Origin of the sequence: Paenibacillus naphthalenovorans (assembly GCF_001465255.1) — a bacterium.
Taxonomy (GTDB): domain Bacteria; phylum Bacillota; class Bacilli; order Paenibacillales; family NBRC-103111; genus Paenibacillus_G; species Paenibacillus_G naphthalenovorans.
Window position 1 is genome coordinate 673,081 of record NZ_CP013652.1, and the last position, 20,804, is coordinate 693,884.

Annotated in this window: 22 protein-coding genes and 1 tRNA gene; 16 read left to right on the top strand and 7 right to left on the bottom strand. The window is 49.0% G+C overall.

Annotated elements, in window-relative coordinates; translation table 11 throughout:
• Positions 1 to 6: 6 nt before the first annotated feature.
• Positions 7 to 939: an EamA family transporter gene (locus tag IJ22_RS03265; protein WP_062407197.1), complete on the bottom strand. Its 933-nt coding sequence runs from the start codon at positions 937 to 939 to the stop codon at positions 7 to 9.
• 36 nt (positions 940 to 975) lie between these two features.
• Positions 976 to 1,737: an SDR family NAD(P)-dependent oxidoreductase gene (locus tag IJ22_RS03270; protein ID WP_062407199.1), complete on the bottom strand. Its 762-nt coding sequence runs from the start codon at positions 1,735 to 1,737 to the stop codon at positions 976 to 978.
• Positions 1,738 to 1,841: 104 nt separating this feature from the next.
• Here IJ22_RS03270 and IJ22_RS03275 point away from each other — a divergent pair, with 104 nt between their 5' ends.
• Complete coding sequence (locus IJ22_RS03275) at positions 1,842 to 2,135, top strand: hypothetical protein (protein ID WP_062407201.1); 294 nt, start codon at positions 1,842 to 1,844, stop codon at positions 2,133 to 2,135.
• Positions 2,136 to 2,167: 32 nt separating this feature from the next.
• The gene (locus IJ22_RS03280) at positions 2,168 to 2,620 is read left to right on the top strand and encodes a hypothetical protein (protein ID WP_062407203.1); all 453 of its coding nucleotides are present in this window, start codon (positions 2,168 to 2,170) and stop codon (positions 2,618 to 2,620) included.
• Here the strand turns inward: IJ22_RS03280 and IJ22_RS03285 are convergent.
• Positions 2,546 to 3,592 carry a YkvI family membrane protein gene (locus IJ22_RS03285; RefSeq protein WP_062407205.1) on the bottom strand — a complete coding sequence of 349 codons (1,047 nt, stop codon included), beginning with the start codon at positions 3,590 to 3,592 and terminating at the stop codon, positions 2,546 to 2,548. The two genes, IJ22_RS03280 and IJ22_RS03285, sit on opposite strands and share 75 nt — an antisense overlap.
• Before the next feature lie 191 nt (positions 3,593 to 3,783).
• On the opposite strand from IJ22_RS03285, the gene IJ22_RS03290 reads away from it, so the two are divergent.
• Positions 3,784 to 4,386 carry a DedA family protein gene (locus IJ22_RS03290; protein ID WP_235594244.1) on the top strand — a complete coding sequence of 201 codons (603 nt, stop codon included), beginning with the start codon at positions 3,784 to 3,786 and terminating at the stop codon, positions 4,384 to 4,386.
• 113 nt (positions 4,387 to 4,499) lie between these two features.
• On the opposite strand, the gene IJ22_RS03295 is transcribed toward IJ22_RS03290, so the two are convergent.
• The gene (locus IJ22_RS03295) at positions 4,500 to 5,222 is read right to left on the bottom strand and encodes a DUF4309 domain-containing protein (protein ID WP_062407209.1); all 723 of its coding nucleotides are present in this window, start codon (positions 5,220 to 5,222) and stop codon (positions 4,500 to 4,502) included.
• 304 nt (positions 5,223 to 5,526) lie between these two features.
• Here IJ22_RS03295 and IJ22_RS03300 point away from each other — a divergent pair, with 304 nt between their 5' ends.
• Positions 5,527 to 6,096: a xanthine phosphoribosyltransferase gene (locus IJ22_RS03300; RefSeq protein ID WP_062407212.1), complete on the top strand. Its 570-nt coding sequence runs from the start codon at positions 5,527 to 5,529 to the stop codon at positions 6,094 to 6,096.
• 142 nt (positions 6,097 to 6,238) lie between these two features.
• Complete coding sequence (locus IJ22_RS03305; RefSeq protein ID WP_062407214.1) at positions 6,239 to 6,562, top strand: hypothetical protein; 324 nt, start codon at positions 6,239 to 6,241, stop codon at positions 6,560 to 6,562.
• A 118-nt stretch (positions 6,563 to 6,680) separates the two neighbouring features.
• Here the strand turns inward: IJ22_RS03305 and rpiA are convergent, their stop codons facing one another.
• Both rpiA and IJ22_RS03315 read right to left on the bottom strand, forming a co-directional pair.
• Positions 6,681 to 7,352 (bottom strand): ribose-5-phosphate isomerase RpiA, encoded by a 672-nt coding sequence (rpiA, locus tag IJ22_RS03310; protein WP_062407216.1) that lies wholly within the window; start codon positions 7,350 to 7,352, stop codon positions 6,681 to 6,683.
• A gap of 86 nt (positions 7,353 to 7,438) precedes the next feature.
• Positions 7,439 to 8,080, bottom strand: a complete 642-nt coding sequence (locus IJ22_RS03315) for a substrate-binding domain-containing protein (protein ID WP_062407218.1) — start codon at positions 8,078 to 8,080, stop codon at positions 7,439 to 7,441.
• A 243-nt stretch (positions 8,081 to 8,323) separates the two neighbouring features.
• On the opposite strand from IJ22_RS03315, the gene IJ22_RS26225 reads away from it, so the two are divergent.
• The 4 genes from IJ22_RS26225 (at position 8,324) to IJ22_RS03330 (ending at position 9,563) form a co-directional block, all read left to right on the top strand.
• Positions 8,324 to 8,467, top strand: coding sequence for a hypothetical protein (locus IJ22_RS26225; protein WP_160327339.1), 144 nt, complete (start codon positions 8,324 to 8,326; stop codon positions 8,465 to 8,467).
• A 64-nt stretch (positions 8,468 to 8,531) separates the two neighbouring features.
• Complete coding sequence (locus IJ22_RS03320) at positions 8,532 to 8,759, top strand: hypothetical protein (RefSeq protein ID WP_054820161.1); 228 nt, start codon at positions 8,532 to 8,534, stop codon at positions 8,757 to 8,759.
• A 246-nt stretch (positions 8,760 to 9,005) separates the two neighbouring features.
• Positions 9,006 to 9,227 carry a hypothetical protein gene (locus IJ22_RS03325; protein WP_062407220.1) on the top strand — a complete coding sequence of 74 codons (222 nt, stop codon included), beginning with the start codon at positions 9,006 to 9,008 and terminating at the stop codon, positions 9,225 to 9,227.
• 252 nt (positions 9,228 to 9,479) lie between these two features.
• Positions 9,480 to 9,563, top strand: a tRNA-Leu gene (locus IJ22_RS03330).
• A gap of 114 nt (positions 9,564 to 9,677) precedes the next feature.
• Here the strand turns inward: IJ22_RS03330 and IJ22_RS03335 are convergent.
• The gene (locus IJ22_RS03335) at positions 9,678 to 10,847 is read right to left on the bottom strand and encodes a 2-methylaconitate cis-trans isomerase PrpF family protein (RefSeq protein ID WP_062407222.1); all 1,170 of its coding nucleotides are present in this window, start codon (positions 10,845 to 10,847) and stop codon (positions 9,678 to 9,680) included.
• Positions 10,848 to 10,983: 136 nt separating this feature from the next.
• On the opposite strand from IJ22_RS03335, the gene IJ22_RS03340 reads away from it, so the two are divergent.
• The 7 genes from IJ22_RS03340 (at position 10,984) to cas8c (ending at position 20,803) form a co-directional block, all read left to right on the top strand.
• Positions 10,984 to 11,856, top strand: coding sequence for a LysR family transcriptional regulator (locus tag IJ22_RS03340; protein ID WP_054820096.1), 873 nt, complete (start codon positions 10,984 to 10,986; stop codon positions 11,854 to 11,856).
• A 190-nt stretch (positions 11,857 to 12,046) separates the two neighbouring features.
• Positions 12,047 to 13,099 carry a Bug family tripartite tricarboxylate transporter substrate binding protein gene (locus IJ22_RS03345; RefSeq protein WP_062407224.1) on the top strand — a complete coding sequence of 351 codons (1,053 nt, stop codon included), beginning with the start codon at positions 12,047 to 12,049 and terminating at the stop codon, positions 13,097 to 13,099.
• 83 nt (positions 13,100 to 13,182) lie between these two features.
• Positions 13,183 to 13,644 carry a tripartite tricarboxylate transporter TctB family protein gene (locus tag IJ22_RS03350; RefSeq protein ID WP_054820097.1) on the top strand — a complete coding sequence of 154 codons (462 nt, stop codon included), beginning with the start codon at positions 13,183 to 13,185 and terminating at the stop codon, positions 13,642 to 13,644.
• Positions 13,645 to 13,656: 12 nt separating this feature from the next.
• A complete protein-coding gene (locus tag IJ22_RS03355; protein WP_062407226.1) occupies positions 13,657 to 15,183 on the top strand; it encodes a tripartite tricarboxylate transporter permease in 1,527 nt (508 codons plus the stop codon).
• Between the two features lie 398 nt (positions 15,184 to 15,581).
• The gene (locus IJ22_RS03360) at positions 15,582 to 18,008 is read left to right on the top strand and encodes a CRISPR-associated helicase/endonuclease Cas3 (RefSeq protein WP_062407228.1); all 2,427 of its coding nucleotides are present in this window, start codon (positions 15,582 to 15,584) and stop codon (positions 18,006 to 18,008) included.
• Positions 18,009 to 18,194: 186 nt separating this feature from the next.
• The gene (gene cas5c / locus IJ22_RS03365) at positions 18,195 to 18,914 is read left to right on the top strand and encodes a type I-C CRISPR-associated protein Cas5c (RefSeq protein ID WP_054820098.1); all 720 of its coding nucleotides are present in this window, start codon (positions 18,195 to 18,197) and stop codon (positions 18,912 to 18,914) included.
• Positions 18,911 to 20,803, top strand: coding sequence for a type I-C CRISPR-associated protein Cas8c/Csd1 (gene cas8c, locus IJ22_RS03370; protein WP_062407230.1), 1,893 nt, complete (start codon positions 18,911 to 18,913; stop codon positions 20,801 to 20,803). Before cas5c ends, cas8c begins: the two co-directional genes overlap by 4 nt.
• Position 20,804: the final 1 nt, after the last annotated feature.

Sequence of the window (20,804 nt, forward strand, 5' to 3'; positions counted from 1 at the left end):
ATGCTTTTAAGCTGACAGCCTCAAAAGAATCATGCCTATCAATACGCATAACAAGCCGCCCAATTCGAGGCGGCTGAATTTTTCTTTGAGCACGAAACGGGCATATATCAGGATGAGTACGACATTCATCGAAACGACGGCGCTGACAAGTCCGGTTACTCCGAGCTTGAACGCCTGCATGAGCAGCATCATGCCGATGGCGTTCGTGCTGCCGACCACCATCCCCCACAGCACCGTTCTGCCGGGTGACCACAGCTTTGTCGAATCCGCGGCGGCGGCAGGAGGACTTCCCGCCTCCTCCGCGGCCGCCGCGATTTCCTTCACGGCACGGTCAAGTCCTGCGGCCGCCTGTCGCCTCATATTCAGCAGCCATACGACCCCGAACAAAATCGCACCGGTCGTAAACATGAGTGTGAGCGTCGGCATTGCCGCCGCTTCAAGCAGGGCGGATTGCTTTCCGGTGAGATCGTTCAAGGCGAAGAACAGCATGGCGAGCGCTCCCCACTGGGCGCCTTGCAGATTGTTCAGAGACAGATCGCTGGAATAACGGATCAGGATAATCCCGGCGATGATAACCAGAAACGAAACCAGCTGCCAGCCGTTCAGCTTTTCGCCCCAGAATAAATAAGCGAGCACTACGACCACTACGGGCGGAAGGCCGGTAAACATCGCCACAAGCGATGTTTTTCCGACGGCGAAGCCTTTATACATCGACGCGTTGGAGGCAAATGAAAACAGCCCCATGAGCACTCCAATCCATACAGGCCTGGTCCAGGCTTGTCCGGTCACCAGGCTGGCGGACAGCGCGACCAGCGCGCCCATCAGAAAAACGCCGAACAGAAGCGGATCACGATGGATCGGCCGCTGCGACGTCCATTGATACAGGATGCCCCTCAATCCGAAGCAGATCGATGAGGCAGCCGCAAATACGAACCACATGATGCTAATCTCCTCATTGTCAGACGGATAAGGTGCTTATTCTTCGTAAATCATTTTGACCGTCATGCCCCCGTCGATCACGAGGTTCTGCCCGGTAATAAAGCCGGCCCGGTCATCGGCCAAATACAGACAGGCTGCGGCGATGTCTTCAGGCGTTCCGACGCGTCCCACCGGGTGCTGCAGCCGGTCACGCTCGGTATGGACCGGATTCCGGCGTTTGGATGCCTTCTGCCAATCACCAACCTCGATCCAGCCGGGACTGATGGCGTTCACACGGATCCCGTAAGGGCCCAGACTGACGGCCATGGCATGGGTGAGCGCCAGCAAGCCGCCTTTGGAGGCAGCATAGCTTTCCGTATCGGCTTCCGACATCAGTCCTCGGGTAGAAGCCATATGAATAATAACACCGGAACCCTGGCGTTTCATAGCTCTGGCGGCATGCTGCGAGCATGCGAACGCTCCGCGCAAATTGACGCCGATGACCCGATCGAATGACGCCAGCGGCAGGTCCAGCATGGACCCGTGAATGCCGATCCCGGCATTGTTGACGAGCACATCGACCCGGCCAAGCTCTTCGAGCATAGCCTTGAACCATTGTTCAATATCCGTTTCCCTGGACACATCGGCGGGAAAGAACAGGATTTTGCCGCCCAGCTCGCGGATTTCCGCGACTAGCTCGTCTCCTGCTTCCTGGTCCGTATCCAACACGGACACCTCATAGCCCGCTTTGATGAATTCAAGGGCAACCGCTTTACCGATCCCTTGCGCTCCGCCTGTGACGGCAGCTACTTTACGCATTGAACTACCTCCTGATTGGCATCGAAACATTGCTTTTTTTTGAGTATATCGAATACTATAGGGGTAGTACAAGAATAATGTGAAGACGAGGGGAGAGACCGTTCATGAATTCGGAACCATCTGAATCGCCTAACAAGCAGCGTGTCTCCCGCGAGATGACGTATCGTGACGGCCGAAAGCGAAAAACCATCACGGGGACAGGACAGGCCGCCGCCCTCTCATCGGACGAGGCGGGAACGTTGTCCCTGCCGGAATCCGCTTGGCGCCGATGGGGTCTGCTTTGGCGTGAAGCGCCCGTACCCGCAGGCATCTTAAAAGCGTCCATAGCGATTCTTCCCGCTGTGTTGTTTGCTCTTTTTGTGTGGATGGCCTATGAATTGAGCCGATATACCTTTTAGTATCCAATAATCGCTTGTGAGGTGCTGCAACCATGATGACGCTGTTAGCTCTGTTCGGCGGTGCGTTGGGACTTGCCGTGACGGGCTCGGCCGTGCTTCTGGCCTGGTCGGTCTTTGCCGGGGCTCAAGCTCGTAAGGGGGAGCCGGACGGGGAGGAGAACGGACCTCCGGGAAACCCTTCCGGCTGGCTTCAAAAAAGTGCCCCGCATTTGCTGAAATGGACTTATTTCGATTATGCGCTGCTCGTTTTGTTTATGGTCGGCAGCATGTTCTTATTCACGGATCTGGTCGCCGTATTGCGGGATGCGGATCAATATCCCCCTTACCATTTCGGGTACTTGCTGTGCGGATTCGTTTTTACCCTGTCCGGTATGCTGATGCTGATCGTCCGTTTAGCGCTGACCTTATCGTTAGTTCGGACGGATCGAAGGAGTCCTGCGCCACATCATCATGACCATCCAGGCCATGCTGAGCATGCCGAGTAAAGGATAAAGCGATGAGATCAGCGCTTTAAAGCCGATCTGACTGATGCCATAGCTGAGCAGGAGAACAACGGGGACGATGGTCTTGTAAGATAAGCGTGTCCGTTGTTCGAGCTGAAGGGATAAGCCGTACACATCGGCCAGCAGGGTAGTGAAGATTTCGCCGTAAATGACGAGCACAAACAACAAGGGCAGCAGCGAGCCAAGGCCCAAGACCAGCTGGCCCATGGGAATATCGTAATTCATAATGCCCGGCATTTGCGCGGAGAGGGCAAAATGTCCTGCGATAAGCATCAGGCCGATGCCGACTCCACCCCATAATCCGCCCCAGAACAGTACCGAACGGTCATCGATTTGGGCGCCAAGGGGGACTAATACGGCCTGGGCCATCGTCAGGTTAAAGGCCACGTACAAAAAAGGGGCAAACCAAATGCGCTGCAAGGAGTAACCGGTTTCGAGCAGCAGCCAGTTGGCGGACCCCGGTGAGTTCACAGCGTTCCAAACCACGATGCAGCTGAATATCATCATTAACGGTACGACGATGGAATTGACGGTCATAATGGCGTTCATTCCTTTGATCAGGAGCACATAGGACAACAGCAGCGTAACGGCCAATCCTGCCTGGTACGGCAGATTCAGATGCTCGGAAAAGACGGAACCGGCGCCTGCCAGCATCACGGTGGATACACCGAACAAAGAAATCAGGGTAAAAAGGCTGATCAGGCTGCCGATGCGCTCCCCAAACAACAGTTTGTTCAGATCTTCATATGATTTGGCTCCTGCAACGTTGGCGAGCAGCATCAGCTTGATCCCGAGCCATACGAACAGCACGCTCGCGATCCCGATGGTCAGCGTGGCCATCCAGCCGTAGCGGGTAAAAAACTGCAATATTTCTTGCCCGGTGGCAAATCCTGCACCGACGACGGTACCTACATAGGTGAAGCTGACCTGCAGGATGCTTCCCCATCTTCTCATTTATGCGATCCTCCCCTTTAACGGCTTGGCTACTATATAACGTATGAAATTCGGTCAAGCCTCATGACTTTTTATTGCCCGGAAGACCGTCAGGAAAGTTGTTCTTGGGTAAATGTCAAACATCTGGTACAATGAGACTAGCTTGAGTTTCGACAACTTTTTCGCTGGAGCGTGTCAAGGTGGAGCATCTCTTGCAATTGATAGATCACTACGGTTATTTTGCTCTATATGGTTTATTGGCACTGGGAATCGTCGGTATTCCCGTTCCTGATGAAATTTTAATGACGACTGTCGGTTCTCTTACCGCAGCCGAGGAACCGCTGCTATCGTTCGGCGTTACATTGGTGGTCAGCTTCTGCGGAGCGATGACGGGTATGGTGGTAAGCTATATTCTTGGAAGGAAGGTCGGAAAGCCTTTTCTATATAAATATGGAAAATGGGTCAAGCTTACGCCTGAACGGCTGCATGTGGCGGAGAACTGGTTCAAAAAATACGGCATGTGGGCAGTTGCTTTCGGGTATTACGTTCCCGGGGTGCGCCATTTTACCTGTTATTGGGCAGGCGTCAGCAATGTGGGGATTTGGCGTTATTTGCTCTTTGCGGGGATCGGCGGATTGATCTGGGTGACTACCTTCTTGACGCTCGGACATGTGATTGGTATGAACGCTCCGCGAATCCTGGAGGCGGCGCATCATTATTTGTGTATGCCTGTGTTTATTATTGTCGCCGTCGCCTGTGTCGGGGCCTATATCTATTGGAGGTACCGCAAGCGGGCGCTGTATGGCTCGAAATAAGTCTTTCATCTGCGGTCATCTGCGCATCGATGAAAACCATTTCAATTCCTTTCGCACAAAACGCGTTAAACACGAAATAACCCGCCCGTTTTTAACCGAACCGGGCGGGTTATTTATTCTGCAAACAATTTGATCGAATTCACGGTTTGTGTTTTGGGATCGATATCCAGCTTCAGCATGGCGCCATTGGCTTTATAAGAGAGTACATAGGTGGTGTTGACATCCGGCTTGCCGAGCGCCTTTGTCACGTTTGCTACAGGATCGCCCAGCTTCAGGCCCCCCAGTCCGGGATTGATATCCGCGCTTCTGACATCGATAAAAAGCAGTTCGTTCTTTTGGTTAAAGCCCATCAGGAAATCGGTATAGTCGTATACGGTAATCGGATCGGTATCGTCTACCATGACGAACTGCTCCCTCGGTTTGCCGATCCTGCTCACCACTTCCTCCGCACTGGTCTTCAGCGTGAAGCCGAGCAGAGTCGGGTTGGCTTCGGTGTAAGGCGATTCGATTTTGATTTTGGGCTTGGTGCCGCCTCCGGTTTTCGGAGCACTGCCGTTCCTTTCATTGTCTTCTGTACGTGCGCTGGCAAGAGAGACTTGTTCATTCGTATCGGCAGGGGAAGCCGAGTCCGGCGGAGCGTCGGCAGACGGGTCCGTTGCAGGTGTCTGAGGTGACCATGCTTCATCGCCGGGTGCCAGTGTTCCAGAGACGACCGCTTGTGCGCTTCCATCCGGAGTCTCGCCCGGTCCGGCTTGCTCCTTTGTGCATCCTGCAGCGATGAGCGCTATCACCATCATAACGGACAAGAATCCGATGAAACTTTGCCTTTTATTCATCACGAGCTTCCTTTCCGTGTAACATTACACCATTGAGCCTACTTCATGATACTCTTTCACAGCCGGCTTCACAAAGACCAAAAAACACCGAATCTGGTCAAATGGCATGAAAAACAGGGTTACCATTTACAAAGCTTCATTTTTACTCCGGCAGACGATCTTTCTTCCTTATAATGTTATAGACGAAGGAACAAGATAAAAGGTTGCATAAATTTATGGAATCCGCTTAAAGAAGATACTTGAAACCTAGTTTGCCGTTATGATAAGTTATCCAAATAGAGGTTCAGAGACGGAGGCGTGGAGAATGGAATTATTGAAGCAAAAAATAAGGGAAGTGGGCGTTGTTCTATCCGATGAGGTCATTAAGCTGGATGCCATTCTGAATCATGCGGTCGATCCAGCCCTGACAACAGCGATGGGACAGGAATTCGCCAAGCTGTTTCGGGAAGAAGGCGTGACGAAGATTGTTACGATCGAGTCGTCCGGCATTCCGATCGCTTTTGCGGCCGCACAAGAGTTGAACGTCCCGCTTGTATTTGCGCGGAGGAAGAAAACACTGAATACGGATACGGAAACCTACTGCGAACGTGTACCGTCTTTTACCAAAGGGATGGTGACGGATATCATGGTATCTAAAGAATTTTTGAATGAAACGGACCGGGTTGTGCTTATAGACGATTTTATTGCAAACGGGGATGCCGCACGAGGACTTATTCGCATTATCCGACGCTCTGGAGCCACATTGCTCGGTGTGGGAATCGCGGTTGAAAAATCATTCCAGGCCGGCGGCCGGACGATCCGCGAATCCGGCGTTCGTGTAGAGTCTTTGGTGAAAATCTCATCGTTGGCCAACGGGCAGATTCAATTCGAGTAACCGTATCGGAACTTATTTTCGTGCGACAGAAAGCCTTCCATCCAAGCGCATTTTACTATATAATGATGAGTAAGCGAATTAAATGAGCAATGCTTAAAGCCAGTTCATCTGCAACTGACTAACATGGGGAGGTGCTACTTGCATGGGGAAAGAAGTTCCGTCCGATTTTTTCGTAACCAAATTAAATGAGGCGAAATTACACTTTGAACGTGCCCTTGATTGTAAACATACGGATTTTGACGATCTGTATCCCTATATGATTGAGCATCCTCAATTTTTTTGGTACAAACGGTATGTGGCTTGGTCTGAGCTGTTGACGATCGTAAAGCTTTGCAACGAGCTCCAGATTTCATGGGAGGAGCAATTTTCGCAGCAGCAGGTCGATTACATCAACAAGCGGGTTATGTCCAGCAGAGTACTCGACTACTGGTTCGAAACGAATGATTCAAGAGAACATGTCAGTTAGTTAAATAAATGATCGATTGCTGATAATGCAGTCTTCCATAAGAACCTGTCCGCCGAAGCATAAACGGCGGCACAGGTTTTTTTTTTGAATCACGGGGATGCCTGTCGTTGAATGGCGTTCATTTTATGATTTCGACCGTGCCGTCGCTGCGGCCGATATAGGCCGCCGAGGCCATCCGCACGAACAGGCCGTTCTCCACGACGCCCGGAATTTGATTGAGCTGCACGGCCAGCCATTCCGGGTCCGCGATGGAACCGAACTGGCAGTCGGCAATGAAGTTCCCGTTGTCTGTCCAGTAAGGCCGGTCGCCGTCAAGACGGACGGTGGGCGTGCAGCCCAGTTCCCGCAGGCGGTTCAGCGTCAGCCGTACCGCAAACGGAACGATCTCCACCGGCAGCGGGAACCGCCCCAGCGTCTCCACCCGCTTCGATTCGTCGGCTATGATCAGAAGCTTGTCGCTGTTTGCCGCCAGCACCTTTTCCCGCAGAAGCGCGCCGCCCCCGCCTTTGATCAAGCGAAGAAAAGGATCGATTTCGTCCGCCCCGTCGATCGTCACATCGATCCGGTCGATCTCCTCGATGCCGATCAGCGGGATTTCCCACTCCGCTGCAAATTGTTCGGAACGTTCGGAGCTTGGGACCCCCTTGATGTCAAGCCCCTCCCACACGCGCTCCGCGATGCGTTTGATCGCCCAATAAGCGGTCGATCCGGTGCCCAGTCCGACGATCATGCCGCTTTCCAGCGTTTCCACCGCTTTTTCGGCCGCCAGCTTTTTTAAATTCTCATTCATTTCCCGACACCTCGCTGCCGCATTATGCAAAAGTATGGAACGTCGCTCAGCTATTCATCAAGTACGGCCTTGCTTCAGGGTTCAATTTATGGTTCACCAATGCCATGAACCGTTATCGTCTCATTGCGGCTGATCTTCTGAGGATATACCCAGCCAATTTGAAGCGAAGGCTTGTTCATATCCAACTCTAGCACGACAAGATCGCCGTTATCAACCAGCGGGTCCTGCCCAAGGGAAAAATCGAGTCCGATCGCAACCGCATGCTCCTCGATCATGGCCTGATCGAGCGCATCCAAATTATTGGAAACGAACAGCAAATTTATTCGGCCGTATTCGGCCATCAGGCGATCCTTGAACTGCAACAGGTAATTATCGTGATAAAGAACCATGGGATGCTGCAGCAGGACATCCGGCTTGATGCTCCGTAATGACGCAAGCGGAGACGTCCTGCCGGTCACCAATACGAATTCCCCCGGAAGCATAGGCTCAAACAGAAGTCCCTTGGCCGCGTTCATCACGCGTCCGGAATAAACGATTAACCCGATATCCAGACGATCGTTTTGAATTTCGTTGACGACATCCTGCGAAGCCATCTCGATGATACTCGTTTGGATGTTCGGCGCCACCTTTTTTAATTCAACGATGGTTTTCACAAGGATGGGCATGAATCCGGACAGCGCCGCCACTCTGAGCTCTTGGTGAAGCGTCGAATGGCTGCCTTGCGACAAGCGCTTCAGGTCTTCGATGTGACCGAGAACCTCCTCCGCGTTGGCAATGATCGCTTGTCCCGCCGGCGTGTCTGAAGGGAGCTAAAATCGGAATCGCCAAGCGCGACCGCGAATCGGACTTGTCAGTTCGGAATCGACGAAAATGGAAATTCGCGCCATACCCCTCCCGAAGGTTGTCAGGTGCGGGCAGTGCGCGGTACAATCAAGACAACATTCCGACTGCTCCAAAGGGAGACGCCGAACTTGCGGACCCACCGCCAAGCGTTGGACATCGCGCCGCGCAGTATGGCGGAAGATGGGCCGGCCATTGTCATTGTCGCGATTTATCATCGCACGATTGTGGGAAGAAGAGCGACTGCCGGCCTGAAGCCGGTGTCTCCCGCGTAGTCTGATTGAGCAGGTTTATGGCAGCCCCTGGATGGGGTAATCTTAAACCAAAGGAGGGTTATCCGTGATTTCGGATGAACAGCTGGATATTTATAGATTAGAGAGTACCCTGTTGAGAGTTGTCCGTGATGCGGACAGCGCAAACGATGTCAAAGGCATTGTAGTCGCATGGGACGACAACACGGTGATGATTCGTAAACCGAACCGCCGGTTGGTCAAGCTGGACCGGCGCTATCACTATCAGCCGTTTTCCGAACCCAGGGTTTCCTTGTTCTCGATAGAGGAAGAATAATGGCCGAAAAAAGCCCGATATGCGGTACCTTCGTTCCCGCTGGCCGGCTTTCGTTCCGGATTGCGCAGCCGCTTGGGTAAACGCGGTTAAGCTGCAAAAGCAAAAGCGGCTGCATTCCAGGAGTTGAATTTTCGGCTGGAAGAAAGCGATATGACGGTGACGGGTACAACAACCGACGTATGAGGTGACCGCGCTTGGGGCACCATAGGTTATAAAGAACCGGCGCAGATCAAGGAGTGATAACCAATGCAGGAAAGCGGGGGGATGCAGGAGGAGTATATTTTTTTGGAGGAGCATTATGTTCTCAAAATTCGCAAGAGCGGCGAAGGGGTCGAGGGAGAGGTCCTGATGCGGGATTTCACGAGTCCCGGCCACGCGGCCCATTTGTTCGCAGCTCCCCGGCAGGAGACGCCGGAAGCGCTTGAAGCTTGGGCACAGCAGGCGCTCCGCGCATACAGGGAGGGCTAGCCGACGGCGCAGTATAGGTAACGCGGTGAGCAGCAGCAAACCGGGTGTTGCGATCAGAACGACTTCACTTGACGGCACAGGGGGTTGGAAGAAGCTTCGGCTTTAATGGCCTCGGTAAACATACGAATGGCATCATATAGATTTAGAAAAAAAGGGGACACAAATGCTTGACTTCCCTTTTGAACGATGGTATTATACTTCTTGTCTCCTTGGAAGAAGTGCTTTGATAGACTTTCCCGGAGAAATAAATTTGCGGTCGTGGCGGAATTGGCAGACGCGCTAGATTCAGGTTCTAGTGGTGTAACAACCGTGGAGGTTCGAGTCCTCTCGTCCGCATCAAAAGAAACGAATAATCAAGGGTTTGAGCCTCTGGGGTTCAAGCCCTTGATTTTTTTGCATGAAATAACGGGGCCTGGAAGCCCTGTAATAAGAAATATATTGCTCGTGGACTCATCTATCATGCGCTGCCAGCACGGAATAAGGGATATAGGCATATCCGTCCATTAATCTTCTCGCGGTTCTTCCGCATGCCGCCCGTTCTACGCTCCAGGAGGATTTATGTTGTTCAACCTTGGCTTCTACATACAGGATTCCGGAGGGATGACCTACCCGTACTCCGGAGCCGCTGGAAGTCGTTAATTGATTAGGAATACTCCCCGGGATTTGACAAGCCGCTGCCAAAGCCATGGCGCCGCTTACCGCATGGGCTTTATGAAGCGTACCCATGGCAAGATACCGGGAAAGAATATCCGTATCTCCAGCCGGAACCATTTGGTTCGATGAAGTGATATAATCTGCCGGGGCAGCGACCATGGCTATCTTGGGCAAGGCATGTGTCGATGGATGGACGATTTCATCCGGTCGAATTAAACCTGTCTTGATTCCTGCCTGTACCCGAATTTGCTCCAATGTATCCAACAATTCCTTGTTGCCGTTGATTTCTTGGTGAAGTTCAGTCCCTTTTGCCCCTACATCGTGCGCTCTGACGAATACCACCGGATTGGAGCAGTCGACGAAACTGATTTCAAATCGTCGTCCATCCTGAAGCCAAACTGTATCGACCGGAGAACCGGTTGGCAAAGTCTTTCCCGTGAACGTTCCCCCGGAATCAAGAAAATTCAGCATGATTTTCGAAGCGACTCCCGGTACGCCTGCAATGGAAAAATCCCCTTCATACTTTATTTGTCCATTCTCAACCGGAATTTCAGCTACGATGATCTTATTGATGTTGGTGTTATAAATGCGGACCTCGGTAACGGGCTCCGTTAATGCCACATAGCCTTCTTCTGCCGCATAAAGTCCTACGGCGGTGATCAGATTACCGCAGGTTACCTTATAATCGATGACGTTTTTCTCCAGACTGACTTGACCGAAGGTATAATCGATATGGGCACCTGATCTTGAAGGCGGGCCAACCAATGCCAGCTTGCTGGTCAAGCTGGTGCCGCCTCCCAGGCCGTCGATTTGATTGCTGTCCGGGCTGCCGAACAACCGGAGTATCATGTGATCCCGCAATTGCGGATCGGAAGGAAGGTCAACCTTGCGCAATATAAGCCCTTTGCTGGTTCCTCCCCGCATGATAGTTGTCGGTACTTTTACTAATTTTCCGAAATCGAACATGCGCGTCACTCCTTGATTTATTGGAGAAAGTTAGTTTTTGTATTTTTAAATGTAACTTACGAGAAGAAATAAATATAATATTAAAATTCTATATATTATAATAGAAAAGGTTGATTTCTAACGGAGGTTTGTAATGATGGAAGATAAAGACTGGATGATCCTGGAAACGCTGCATCGGGAGCAAAACATCACAAAGACGGCGGAGCAGCTGTATATTTCACAGCCTGCTTTGACCTATCGATTACAGCAGCTTGAGAAGGAGTTCGGAATCAAGATCGTCAATCGGGGAAGAAGAGGCATTCAATTTACCGCACAAGGCGAGTATCTGGTGAAGTATGCCCGTGAAATGCTTCTTGAGCTGCGCAAAACCAAAGAATATTTATGGAATCTGGACAGCAAGGTAACCGGCATTCTGCGTTTGGGGGCTTCCAGCAGCATTGCATCCTACAGGCTTCCATCGATTTTGAAACAGTTTCTGGAGCAGTACCCCGACGTGGAAGTAAGGGTGGTGACGGACTGGAGCTCTGAGCTCGTTCATTCCGTATATAAGCAAAACGTTCATATCGGCATGATTCGTGGGGATTATGATTGGCCCGATGAAAAGCATTTATTGCTGGAGGAAAGCATTTGCGTCGTTTCCAAAAAGAAAATCGAACTGAGCGATCTTCCCAATCTTCCCCGAATCAACTACAAAACAGACCAGTCCTTAAGAAATACCGTAGATCATTGGTGGAAGGAACGCTTTTCCCAGCCTCCGAGCATTGCTATGGAAGTGGATAAAATGGAGACGGGAAAAGAAATGGTTCTGAATGGACTGGGCTATGCTATTCTGCCTACGATTGTGCTGGGAGAGCAGGAGGATCTGCATAAAATCAAGCTGACCTCTAAATATGGGGAACCTATCAACCGAAAATCGTGGATGATTTATAAGAAGGAGTCGTTGGATCTTCAGCTGATCAAAGTGTTTGTTGATTTTGTAAGGAACATGGAATTCGGCCAATTGAAATAGACATAAAAGAAATCTATTAATAATAATAGAAAAACGGTATTTAATTTATCTCAAAATCTGAATTACACTAAGCTTACTATCTGATGCAGTCAGAAGAGAGCCGACAAACAGGAAGAGGCGATGAGATACAGGGGATCTTTTCGCACTTTCCTCCGTTGGGCTAAAAATGAATAGCTTGGAGGTACAGATGATGAGAAAATCAAATTGGAAGTTAGGGGCTCTGTCTGCCGTATTGTTAATCAGCTTAACGGGATGCGGAACGGCCAAAGAAGCAGGTACTGCGAATGCAAATGAAACCGCAACCAAAACGGCGGCCAAATCAAATTATCCGGTGAAGCCTATCACTTTCGTGGCTCCTAACGGTGCGGGAGGCGGTTTGGACAAAACAGCGAGACTGATTGTCAAAGGGCTTTCCGAGACCAAGCTGGTCACCGAGACGATGACCGTCGAAAACAAACCGGGCGGCGGCGGATCGGTCTATATGGCCGAGTATGCAACAAAAGAAACCAAAAACCCTTACAAGCTTCTAGTCAATTCACCGCCTGTGATCATCAACAACTTAAAGAAAGAAGGAAATAGTCCCTTCGGCTATAAGGATACGACGCCGTTAGCTCAATTGACCAAGGATTACGGTGCGATTACGGTTCCTGCCGATTCGAAGTACAAGGATTTGAAAGCGCTGTTGGAGGATATCAAAGCGGATCCTGCCAAAGTGATTATTGCCGGCGGCTCTTCGCCGGGCGGTATGGATCACTTGTTTGCCATGCTCCCGGTATATAAATACGGTCTCGATCCGAAAGCCATCAAATATGTCGCTTACGACGGCGGAGGAGAAGCGATCACGGCGCTGCTCGGTAACCATGCGACCGCTGCCGCTAAGCCGGTGTCGCTGATTCTTCCTTACGTGAAATCCGGACATGTGCGTGTACTGGCCGTCACTTCTCCGGAAAGAATTCATACCGACCTGCTTAAAGATGTCCCAACCTTAAGAGAGCTTGGATTAGACGCAGACTTTACCATTTGGAGAGGCGTGTTAGGCCCTAAGGAAATGGGCAAAGATGAAATCGCTTACTGGGATAAAGTGTTCAAAGAGCTCAGTGAAAAAGAAGAATGGAAAAAGCTGCTGGCAGAAGACGGCGTGGAAAGCGAATATAAAAGCGCTGCAGATTTCAAACCGTTCCTGGATGAGCAGGAAAAGCTGATTAAAGAGATTTTAGACGTGCTTGGCATGTCGAAGAATTAATCGGGATCCATCCGTAAAAAGCAGGAGAAGCCCTTGTCCTTCGCCTGCTTTTTAGTGGAACCGGAATCGGGGAGAGGGCGAATTTGAATAAATCATTTGACAGATGTTCCAGTATCGTTTATTTGGTTACAGGCGCGGCGTTCATGCTGTTAAGCCAAAATATTTCCACAAGCGCTTATGGAAGCGAGGTGGGGCCCAATATTTTCCCGTTTGGACTGGGCTTGATCCTTGTTCTTTTAAGCTTGCGTTTGTTATATGAAACGTTCCGCTACCCTGATGCTGCAAAAGTAAAAAAATCTCTGGATTATAAAAAGTTCGGCATTCTGTTTGTGTCGGCTGTACTTTATGCCTATTTCCTGGAAGACCTCGGATATGTCATCGGAACGTTTTTGTTTTTGTTGATCGGCTTTCAAACGTTGGAAAAAGGGAAGTGGCTGATTTCCATTGCCGTATCGGCTCTTTTATCGATCGGCATTTATTATGTATTCGTTGAAATCTTGCAGGGATCTTTACCAGGCTTTCCTGTTTGGCTCGGATGGGAATAAGGGGGTTTAACCGTGGAAGTTCTTCAGTTTTTAGGCAGCGGTTTTATTACGGCTTTGCAGTGGCATAATCTTGTGTTTGCATTTTTCGGTGTGTTGATCGGAACCGCGGTAGGCGTTCTGCCGGGCATTGGTCCTATTAGCGGCGTGGCCTTATTAATTCCGATTACGGCTTCCATGACATCGGGTTTAAGTCCCGCAGAAGCGGCCACAAGCTCGATTATTTTGTTGGCGGGAGTCTATTACGGCGCAATGTACGGCGGTTCTACGACGTCCATTTTGCTGAATACCCCCGGTGAGGCGTCCTCGGTAGTGACTACGCTCGACGGTCATCAAATGGCCAAGCAAGGCCGGGCCGGCTCTGCTTTATCTATAGCGGCGATCGGCTCCTTTGTCGCAGGCATCGTTTCCCTTTTATTTCTGGTCTGTCTTGCGGGGCCCCTGTCGGATTTAGCGCTGACCTTCGGACCCGCTGAATATTTTTCGCTTATGGCTTTAGGGCTGTGTGCGGTGAGCGGGCTTGCCGGCAAATCGGTTACCAAAGCGCTGATTATGACCATTCTCGGACTGCTGCTGGCAACCGTAGGAATGGATGCGGTTTCCGGTGTGGCCCGCTTTACTTTTGATAACCCTTCTCTTTATCAGGGATTTGAATTTTTGACGGTGGCGGTCGGTTTATTTGCTCTGGGTGAAGTGTTTAAAACTATTTTGGAAAAAGATACGGATGACGGTCCGATCTCCAAAATTAACCGAGTGATACCGACTAAACAGGATCTTAAGGAGAGTGCGGCACCGATTCTCCGCGGTTCGTTCCTGGGATTTTTCATTGGCGTACTGCCGGGCGCCGGAGCAACGATTGCTTCTTTTTTTGCTTACATCATGGAAAAGAAGCTCAGTAAACATCCCGAGAAGTTCGGACAAGGAGCGATTGCGGGCGTAGCCTCCCCTGAATCGGCCAACAATGCGGCCTCGGGAGGAGCGTTAATCCCGATGCTGACCATGGGTATCCCTGGATCGGGTACAACGGCCATCTTGATGGGGGCGCTCATCATGTACAACATTCAACCGGGTCCGCTTTTGTTCAAGGAGCATCCCCAAGTGGTATGGGGTTTGATCGCAAGTATGTTTATCGGAAACGTGATGCTGCTCATTTTGAATATGCCTATGGTTAGAGTGTTTGCCAAAATTATTCAGACGCCAAAAAAGTTTTTGCTGCCCATGATCGTGGTCATTTCCATATTCGGTGTTTATGCGGTACAGGCGAGTATTTTCGATTTAATGCTGCTGATGTTGTGCGGCGTTGCGGGGATTTACTGGACGCGCAATGATTATCCGCTGGCGCCTCTGGTTCTTGGCCTTGTTCTGGGACCGATGATCGAAAATAATTTGCGCCGGGCGCTAACGATTTCGAATGGAGATTTTATCATTTTCGTACAAAAGCCGGTTTCGGCCGTCTTTTTGCTGGCTGCGGCCTTATGGCTTATCATCCCGGTTGTTTTAAAGATGAAAGGCAAAAATGTATTACAAAGCGAGGAAGGATAAGAGGAGAAATTTTCCTGCTTCACAGGCGAAATGAAGTAAAGCTAAGTAGTTATCCGCCTTCTTCTCTTTTCGCGGGAATGGAGGTTTTACTGTAATGCCTTGGCGATTTTGCGGGAGGGGTACCATTTCTGCGTGTAGCCTTAAACAATAATCGGCTAGCCCTCAGTCATTTTCATGACTTATGGGCCGGCCTTATTTTTTTCATTCCTTATCCAAAAATAAATTTACTGTGCTGCGCGGACCTTGGTTTGGACTGAGTGACAAGGTATCTTTATAATGCTGGCTGATCCCGCGCTGAGTCGAATCTAATCAGAATATATGTTCCCTGACAACTTTTGAACATAAGATGGTGTATATTTAGTTTGACAAGGCAAAAGTAAAGAACTGGGAGGGATAAAATGAATTACGTCGCTCATATTCGTGAAAGTGACAATCAGATTCAAGGCGTTGAGGAGCATTTGCTTGGAGTAAAAGATTTGGCGGAATCATACGGGGAGAAGATTGGCGTCAAGCATATAGCAGGTCTTGCGGGCATGCTTCATGATATGGGCAAATTTACCCATGAATTTAGAGAGTACATACTAGAGGCGGTGAGAAATCCGGATTCTCCGCCGAAAAGAGGCAGTGTAGACCATTCGACAGCGGGCGGAAAGTTATTATACCAGCTGTTTCATACGGGGAACCCTTCCAGGCTTCAGTGGATTTTGGCTGAAGTTGTAGGTAACGCTATTCTGTCTCACCATTCCTATCTTCACGATTTTCTCAATAAGGATTTGGAGTCGCCTTACTTGAAGCGCGTGCAGGAAAAACAATTAAATGAGTTTGATCGGTCTGTACAGTGTTTTTTTGACCATGTGATCAGCGAGGCGGAATTTCACCAGTATGTTTCAAAAGCATTAGTAGAATTAGAGGCTTATCTGATGAAACCCTTTGCGGGGAATGATGAAAGCAAGCTGATGTTCCTGACCAAGTTTATTTTTAGCGCATTAATTGATGCCGATCGAACGAACACCAGATTATTTGAAGAAAATAAGACCCACGAACCGGAACAGAACCGCAAGGAGCTGTTCGATGGCTATTATGAGAAACTGATGGCAAAGATTCACTCGTACCAAATTCAAGACGCCGCAAAAACACAAATGAATATCCTTAGAAGGAAAATGTCGGAACAGTGCGACCAGTTTGCCGGGAAGCCGTCGGGGATCTATACCTTATCGATTCCAACCGGAGGCGGCAAGACATTGGCCAGTTTAAGATATGCACTCAAGCATGCCAGTCTGCACGGCAAGAAGCACATCATATATGTAGTTCCATATACAACGATTATTGAGCAAAATGCCGAAGAAATTCGCAAAATCCTGATGGATGGCGGACATATTTTAGAGCATCATTCAAACGTCATCATCGAGGACGGGAATGAGGACGACGAGAACGAGGACGGCCTGATCAATACGCGGCAAAAGCTGAAGCTGGCAAAGGATAACTGGGATTCGCCGATTATTTTTACAACGATGGTGCAGTTTTTGAATGTGTTCTATGCCAAAGGCAGCAGAAATATCCGGAGGCTTCATAATTTAAGCGAGTCGGTGATTATTTTTGACGAGGTGCAAAAGGTTCCCGTTTCATGTGTATCGTTATTTAATCAAGCACTGAATTTTTTGAAAACTTATGGCCATTCCAGTCTCATTCTTTGCACTGCAACCCAGCCTGCATTGGATTTTGTGGAGCATAAGCTGGCATTGAACGCAGACGCTGAAATGATTGAAAACCTGGATCGCGTGATCGAGGCTTTCAAACGGGTGGAGATTATTGATAAAGCAACGGATGAAACGTTTAACAATAATAAGCTTGCCGATTTTATTGCGGAAAAAATGGACGAAGTTCAAAGTGTGCTTGTTATTTTGAATACGAAGACGGTTGTGAAGAGGTTATACCGTCAAATGGCGGGGAGTCATGTCCCCATTTATTACTTAAGCACATCGATGTGCGCCGCGCACCGAAATCACATATTGGAACAAGTGCGGGAACATCTTGAGAAGCATGAGAAAGTCATATGCATCAGCACACAACTGATTGAAGCAGGGGTAGATGTAAGCTTTGATTGTGTGATTCGTTCTTTGGCGGGTCTCGATTCAATAGCACAAGCTGCCGGAAGATGCAACCGTCATGGGGAGCGGGAGATCCAGCAAGTGTATGTTATTGATCATGAGGAAGAGAAATTGGATTATTTGCCGGAAATAAAGGTTGGGAAAAAACTGTCCAGGAGGATTCTCGTCGATCTCAAGCATGACCGGAACCACCATGGCGGCCATGTTTTATCTGCTCAGGCTATGGACAGGTATTTTAAGGAATTTTATACGGAATTCCGTTCGAGTTTGAACTATTTTATCCCCAAATTAGAGAAGGACATGACCGAGTTATTGGCGTCTAACAGGACACACAATTCGTATAACCAAGCCTATACGCATCACAAGAAAGAAAGCTTGCCATTATTTATTGTCAATAGTTATCGAACGGCAGCAGAACACTTTTATGTAATTGATAACCATACAACCTCTGTTATTGTCCCTTACGACGATGAAGGCAAAGACATGATTGCAAGGCTGAATGGCAATGAGTCGATTGAGGATTTATCACGATTATTGCGCAAAGCTCAGCAGTATACGATTCATCTGTTTCATTACGAATGGGCGCAATTGGCGCAGAACGGGGGGCTGGTAAGCCTGATCGACGGGAAAATATTCGCGTTGAAGGAAAGTGCTTATAATAAGGAATTTGGCCTTGATCTCGACAATGATAGCCCATTTGAATTGGGGATGTTTTGAAGATGGACAAGAAACTTATCTGATCGATCGGATAGGTTTCCACATCACACACTATACTTTTCAATCCAGACGCTTTGTTTTTTTATTATATCATGACTTAAAGTTAAATTTACAAGATTAAAGAAATGGAATATTATTAAAATATAGTAAATAAGTACTATATCAAGCTGTGAAGGAGGTGAATCGATGAGGAACTCGATCGAGTTTGTCGTACACGGCGCTTATGCGTTATTCACGGATCCTTTGACTAAGCTTGGCGGGGAGAAACTTTCCTACCAAGTGCCTACCTACCAATCTCTGAAGGGGATTGTTGAATCGATTTACTGGAAACCGACGCTCCTAATGATCGTCGATGCCGTCCGGATCATGAACCCCATCCGTATGGAATCCAAAGGCATTCGTCCGATGGATTATAGCGGAGGGAATACGCTTGCCAACTATACGTATCTGAGAGATGTCCGTTACCAGGTGCGTGCACATTTCGAATTCAACATGAACCGGCCCGATATGGCTTATGACCGTAACGAGCACAAGCATCACAACATTATGAAGCGCTCTCTCCAGGCTGGCGGCCGAAGAGACATTTTCCTCGGTGCCAGGGAATGTCAGGCTTACGTTGAACCTTGCGAATTTGGCGAGGGGGACGGGTTTTATGACGGCTATGGCGATATTCATCTGGGAAATATGGTCCATGGCATCAATTATCCGGATGAAACAGGCCGCAACCAATTGGAAGTGCGTCTATGGAATCCGGTGATGAAGGATGGAATTATCCAATTTATAAGACCTGAACAGTGCACGCAGGTTCGTGTGATTACGGACATGGAACCGAAGCATTTCAATCATGCCAATGTCGAATCGGCAGATGAGCTGTTCGCACAATTGGAAGAGGGGGGGAATCCATGAGCTGGCTTTTGAATCTCTATGAAACCTATGAAGCTAATTTAGACCTTGTTGGCAAGATTGAAAAAAAACATAACGATCAAGAGTACACGCTGCTGCCTGTCTCCCATACAACGCAGAATGCACACATCGAAGTGGAGATAACGGAAGATGGAGAGTTTCATTCGGCGACGGTGATTGACAAATCCGACGCGAGTACATTAATTCCATGCACCGAAGATTCTGCGAACCGAGCAGGCTCCAAGATTGCCCCCTATCCGCTGCACGATAAATTAAGTTACGTAGCGGGAGATTATGCAGCCTATGGCGGTGAAATTAAAAAAGAAGAGCCTTTTACATACTACATTAAACAACTGGAAGACTGGGCTAATTCTCCATATGGTACCTCTAAGGTGAAGAGCATCTATCATTATTTGAGCAAGGGGCGGCTTATTCAGGATTTAGTGGAACACAAGATTTTATTTATAGATGCCGATAACCGCCTTATTGACAAATGGGACGACAAGAAATATGAGGCGCTGTATGGCTCAAAGCCGCCTATATTCTCAGTTATTAGCGGCGAGCAAGCAAGCGCATTCGTTCGGTTCAACGTCTATTCGCCTAATAAGATATTAACGGAAGTATGGAAGAATCAGGAGATGTACGATTCTTTCATCCAATTTTACAGCAGTCGGTTAGGCAAAGAGGATCTTTGTTACGTCTCGGGGAGAACGCTTCCGGCCACGGACAAGCATGCCAACAAAATTAGAAATGCGGGAGACAAGGCCAAATTAATTTCGGCCAATGATACCAGCGGTTTTACGTTTCGAGGACGGTTTAATCTAAGCCAAGAAGCGGCAAGCATTAGTTATGACGTATCCCAAAAAGCGCATAATGCATTGAAGTGGCTCATTCTTCGTCAGGGGAAGACCATTGATCAGCGGGTGTTTCTTGTATGGGGTAACGACGATTTGGATGTTCCGGGAGTTAATGAGGATCTTTATTCGATTTCCCCTGCGCCGATTGCCGCTAAAGAGAAAAAATCGTTTACCAATAAAGAGTTCGCCGTAGAAGTTGCCAAAGCGTTGGACGGGTATCGAAATCGGTTGTCGTCTTCGTCTGAAGTGAATATTTTAATTCTGGATTCGGCCACAACAGGGCGCATGGCCGTGCTGTACTACCGGAATTTGAACAAGGAGCTTTATCTGGACAAGCTTACGAAATGGCATTCTACCTGCGTGTGGCTGCACCGGTACCGCAAGGATGGCAATGGCGAATATGTGCAATTTTACGGGGCGCCCGCCACAAAGGATATCGCGCTTGCCGCATACGGGCCAAGTGCGAGCGACAAGACGGTCAAAGGGGTAATGGAGCGGATGCTGCCATGCATTATCGACGGGCGAGATATTCCGTTGGATATTGTAAACAGCGCTTATCACCGCGCGTCAAACCCCGTATCGATGGAAAAATGGGAATGGGAGAAGACGTTGAGTATTGCCTGCGCTCTAATCAACAGACGGGAGGGATACAATGTGGCATTAGACACAGACAATAATGACCGCAATTATTTATTCGGCCGCTTGTTAGCTGTCGCCGATGTTTTGGAAAGACGCGCGTTAGGCGCTGAAGAAACCCGCGCCACCAATGCCATTCGTTATATGAATTCGTTTTCCAGGCATCCGGCAAGAACCTGGAAAACCATCCAGAATGCCTTGCAGCCGTATCAAGCCAGGCTGGGAACAAAGGGAACCTATCTATCCAAGATCATTGACGAGGTAGCTTCCCGAATTCCGATTGCCGAATTTAATAATAAACCATTGTCCGAAGTATATTTGCTGGGCTTCTATAGTCAACGGCATGAGCTTTATCAGAAGAAAGAAAATAATGATGATGCAGCGGCTGCATCTGATTGAA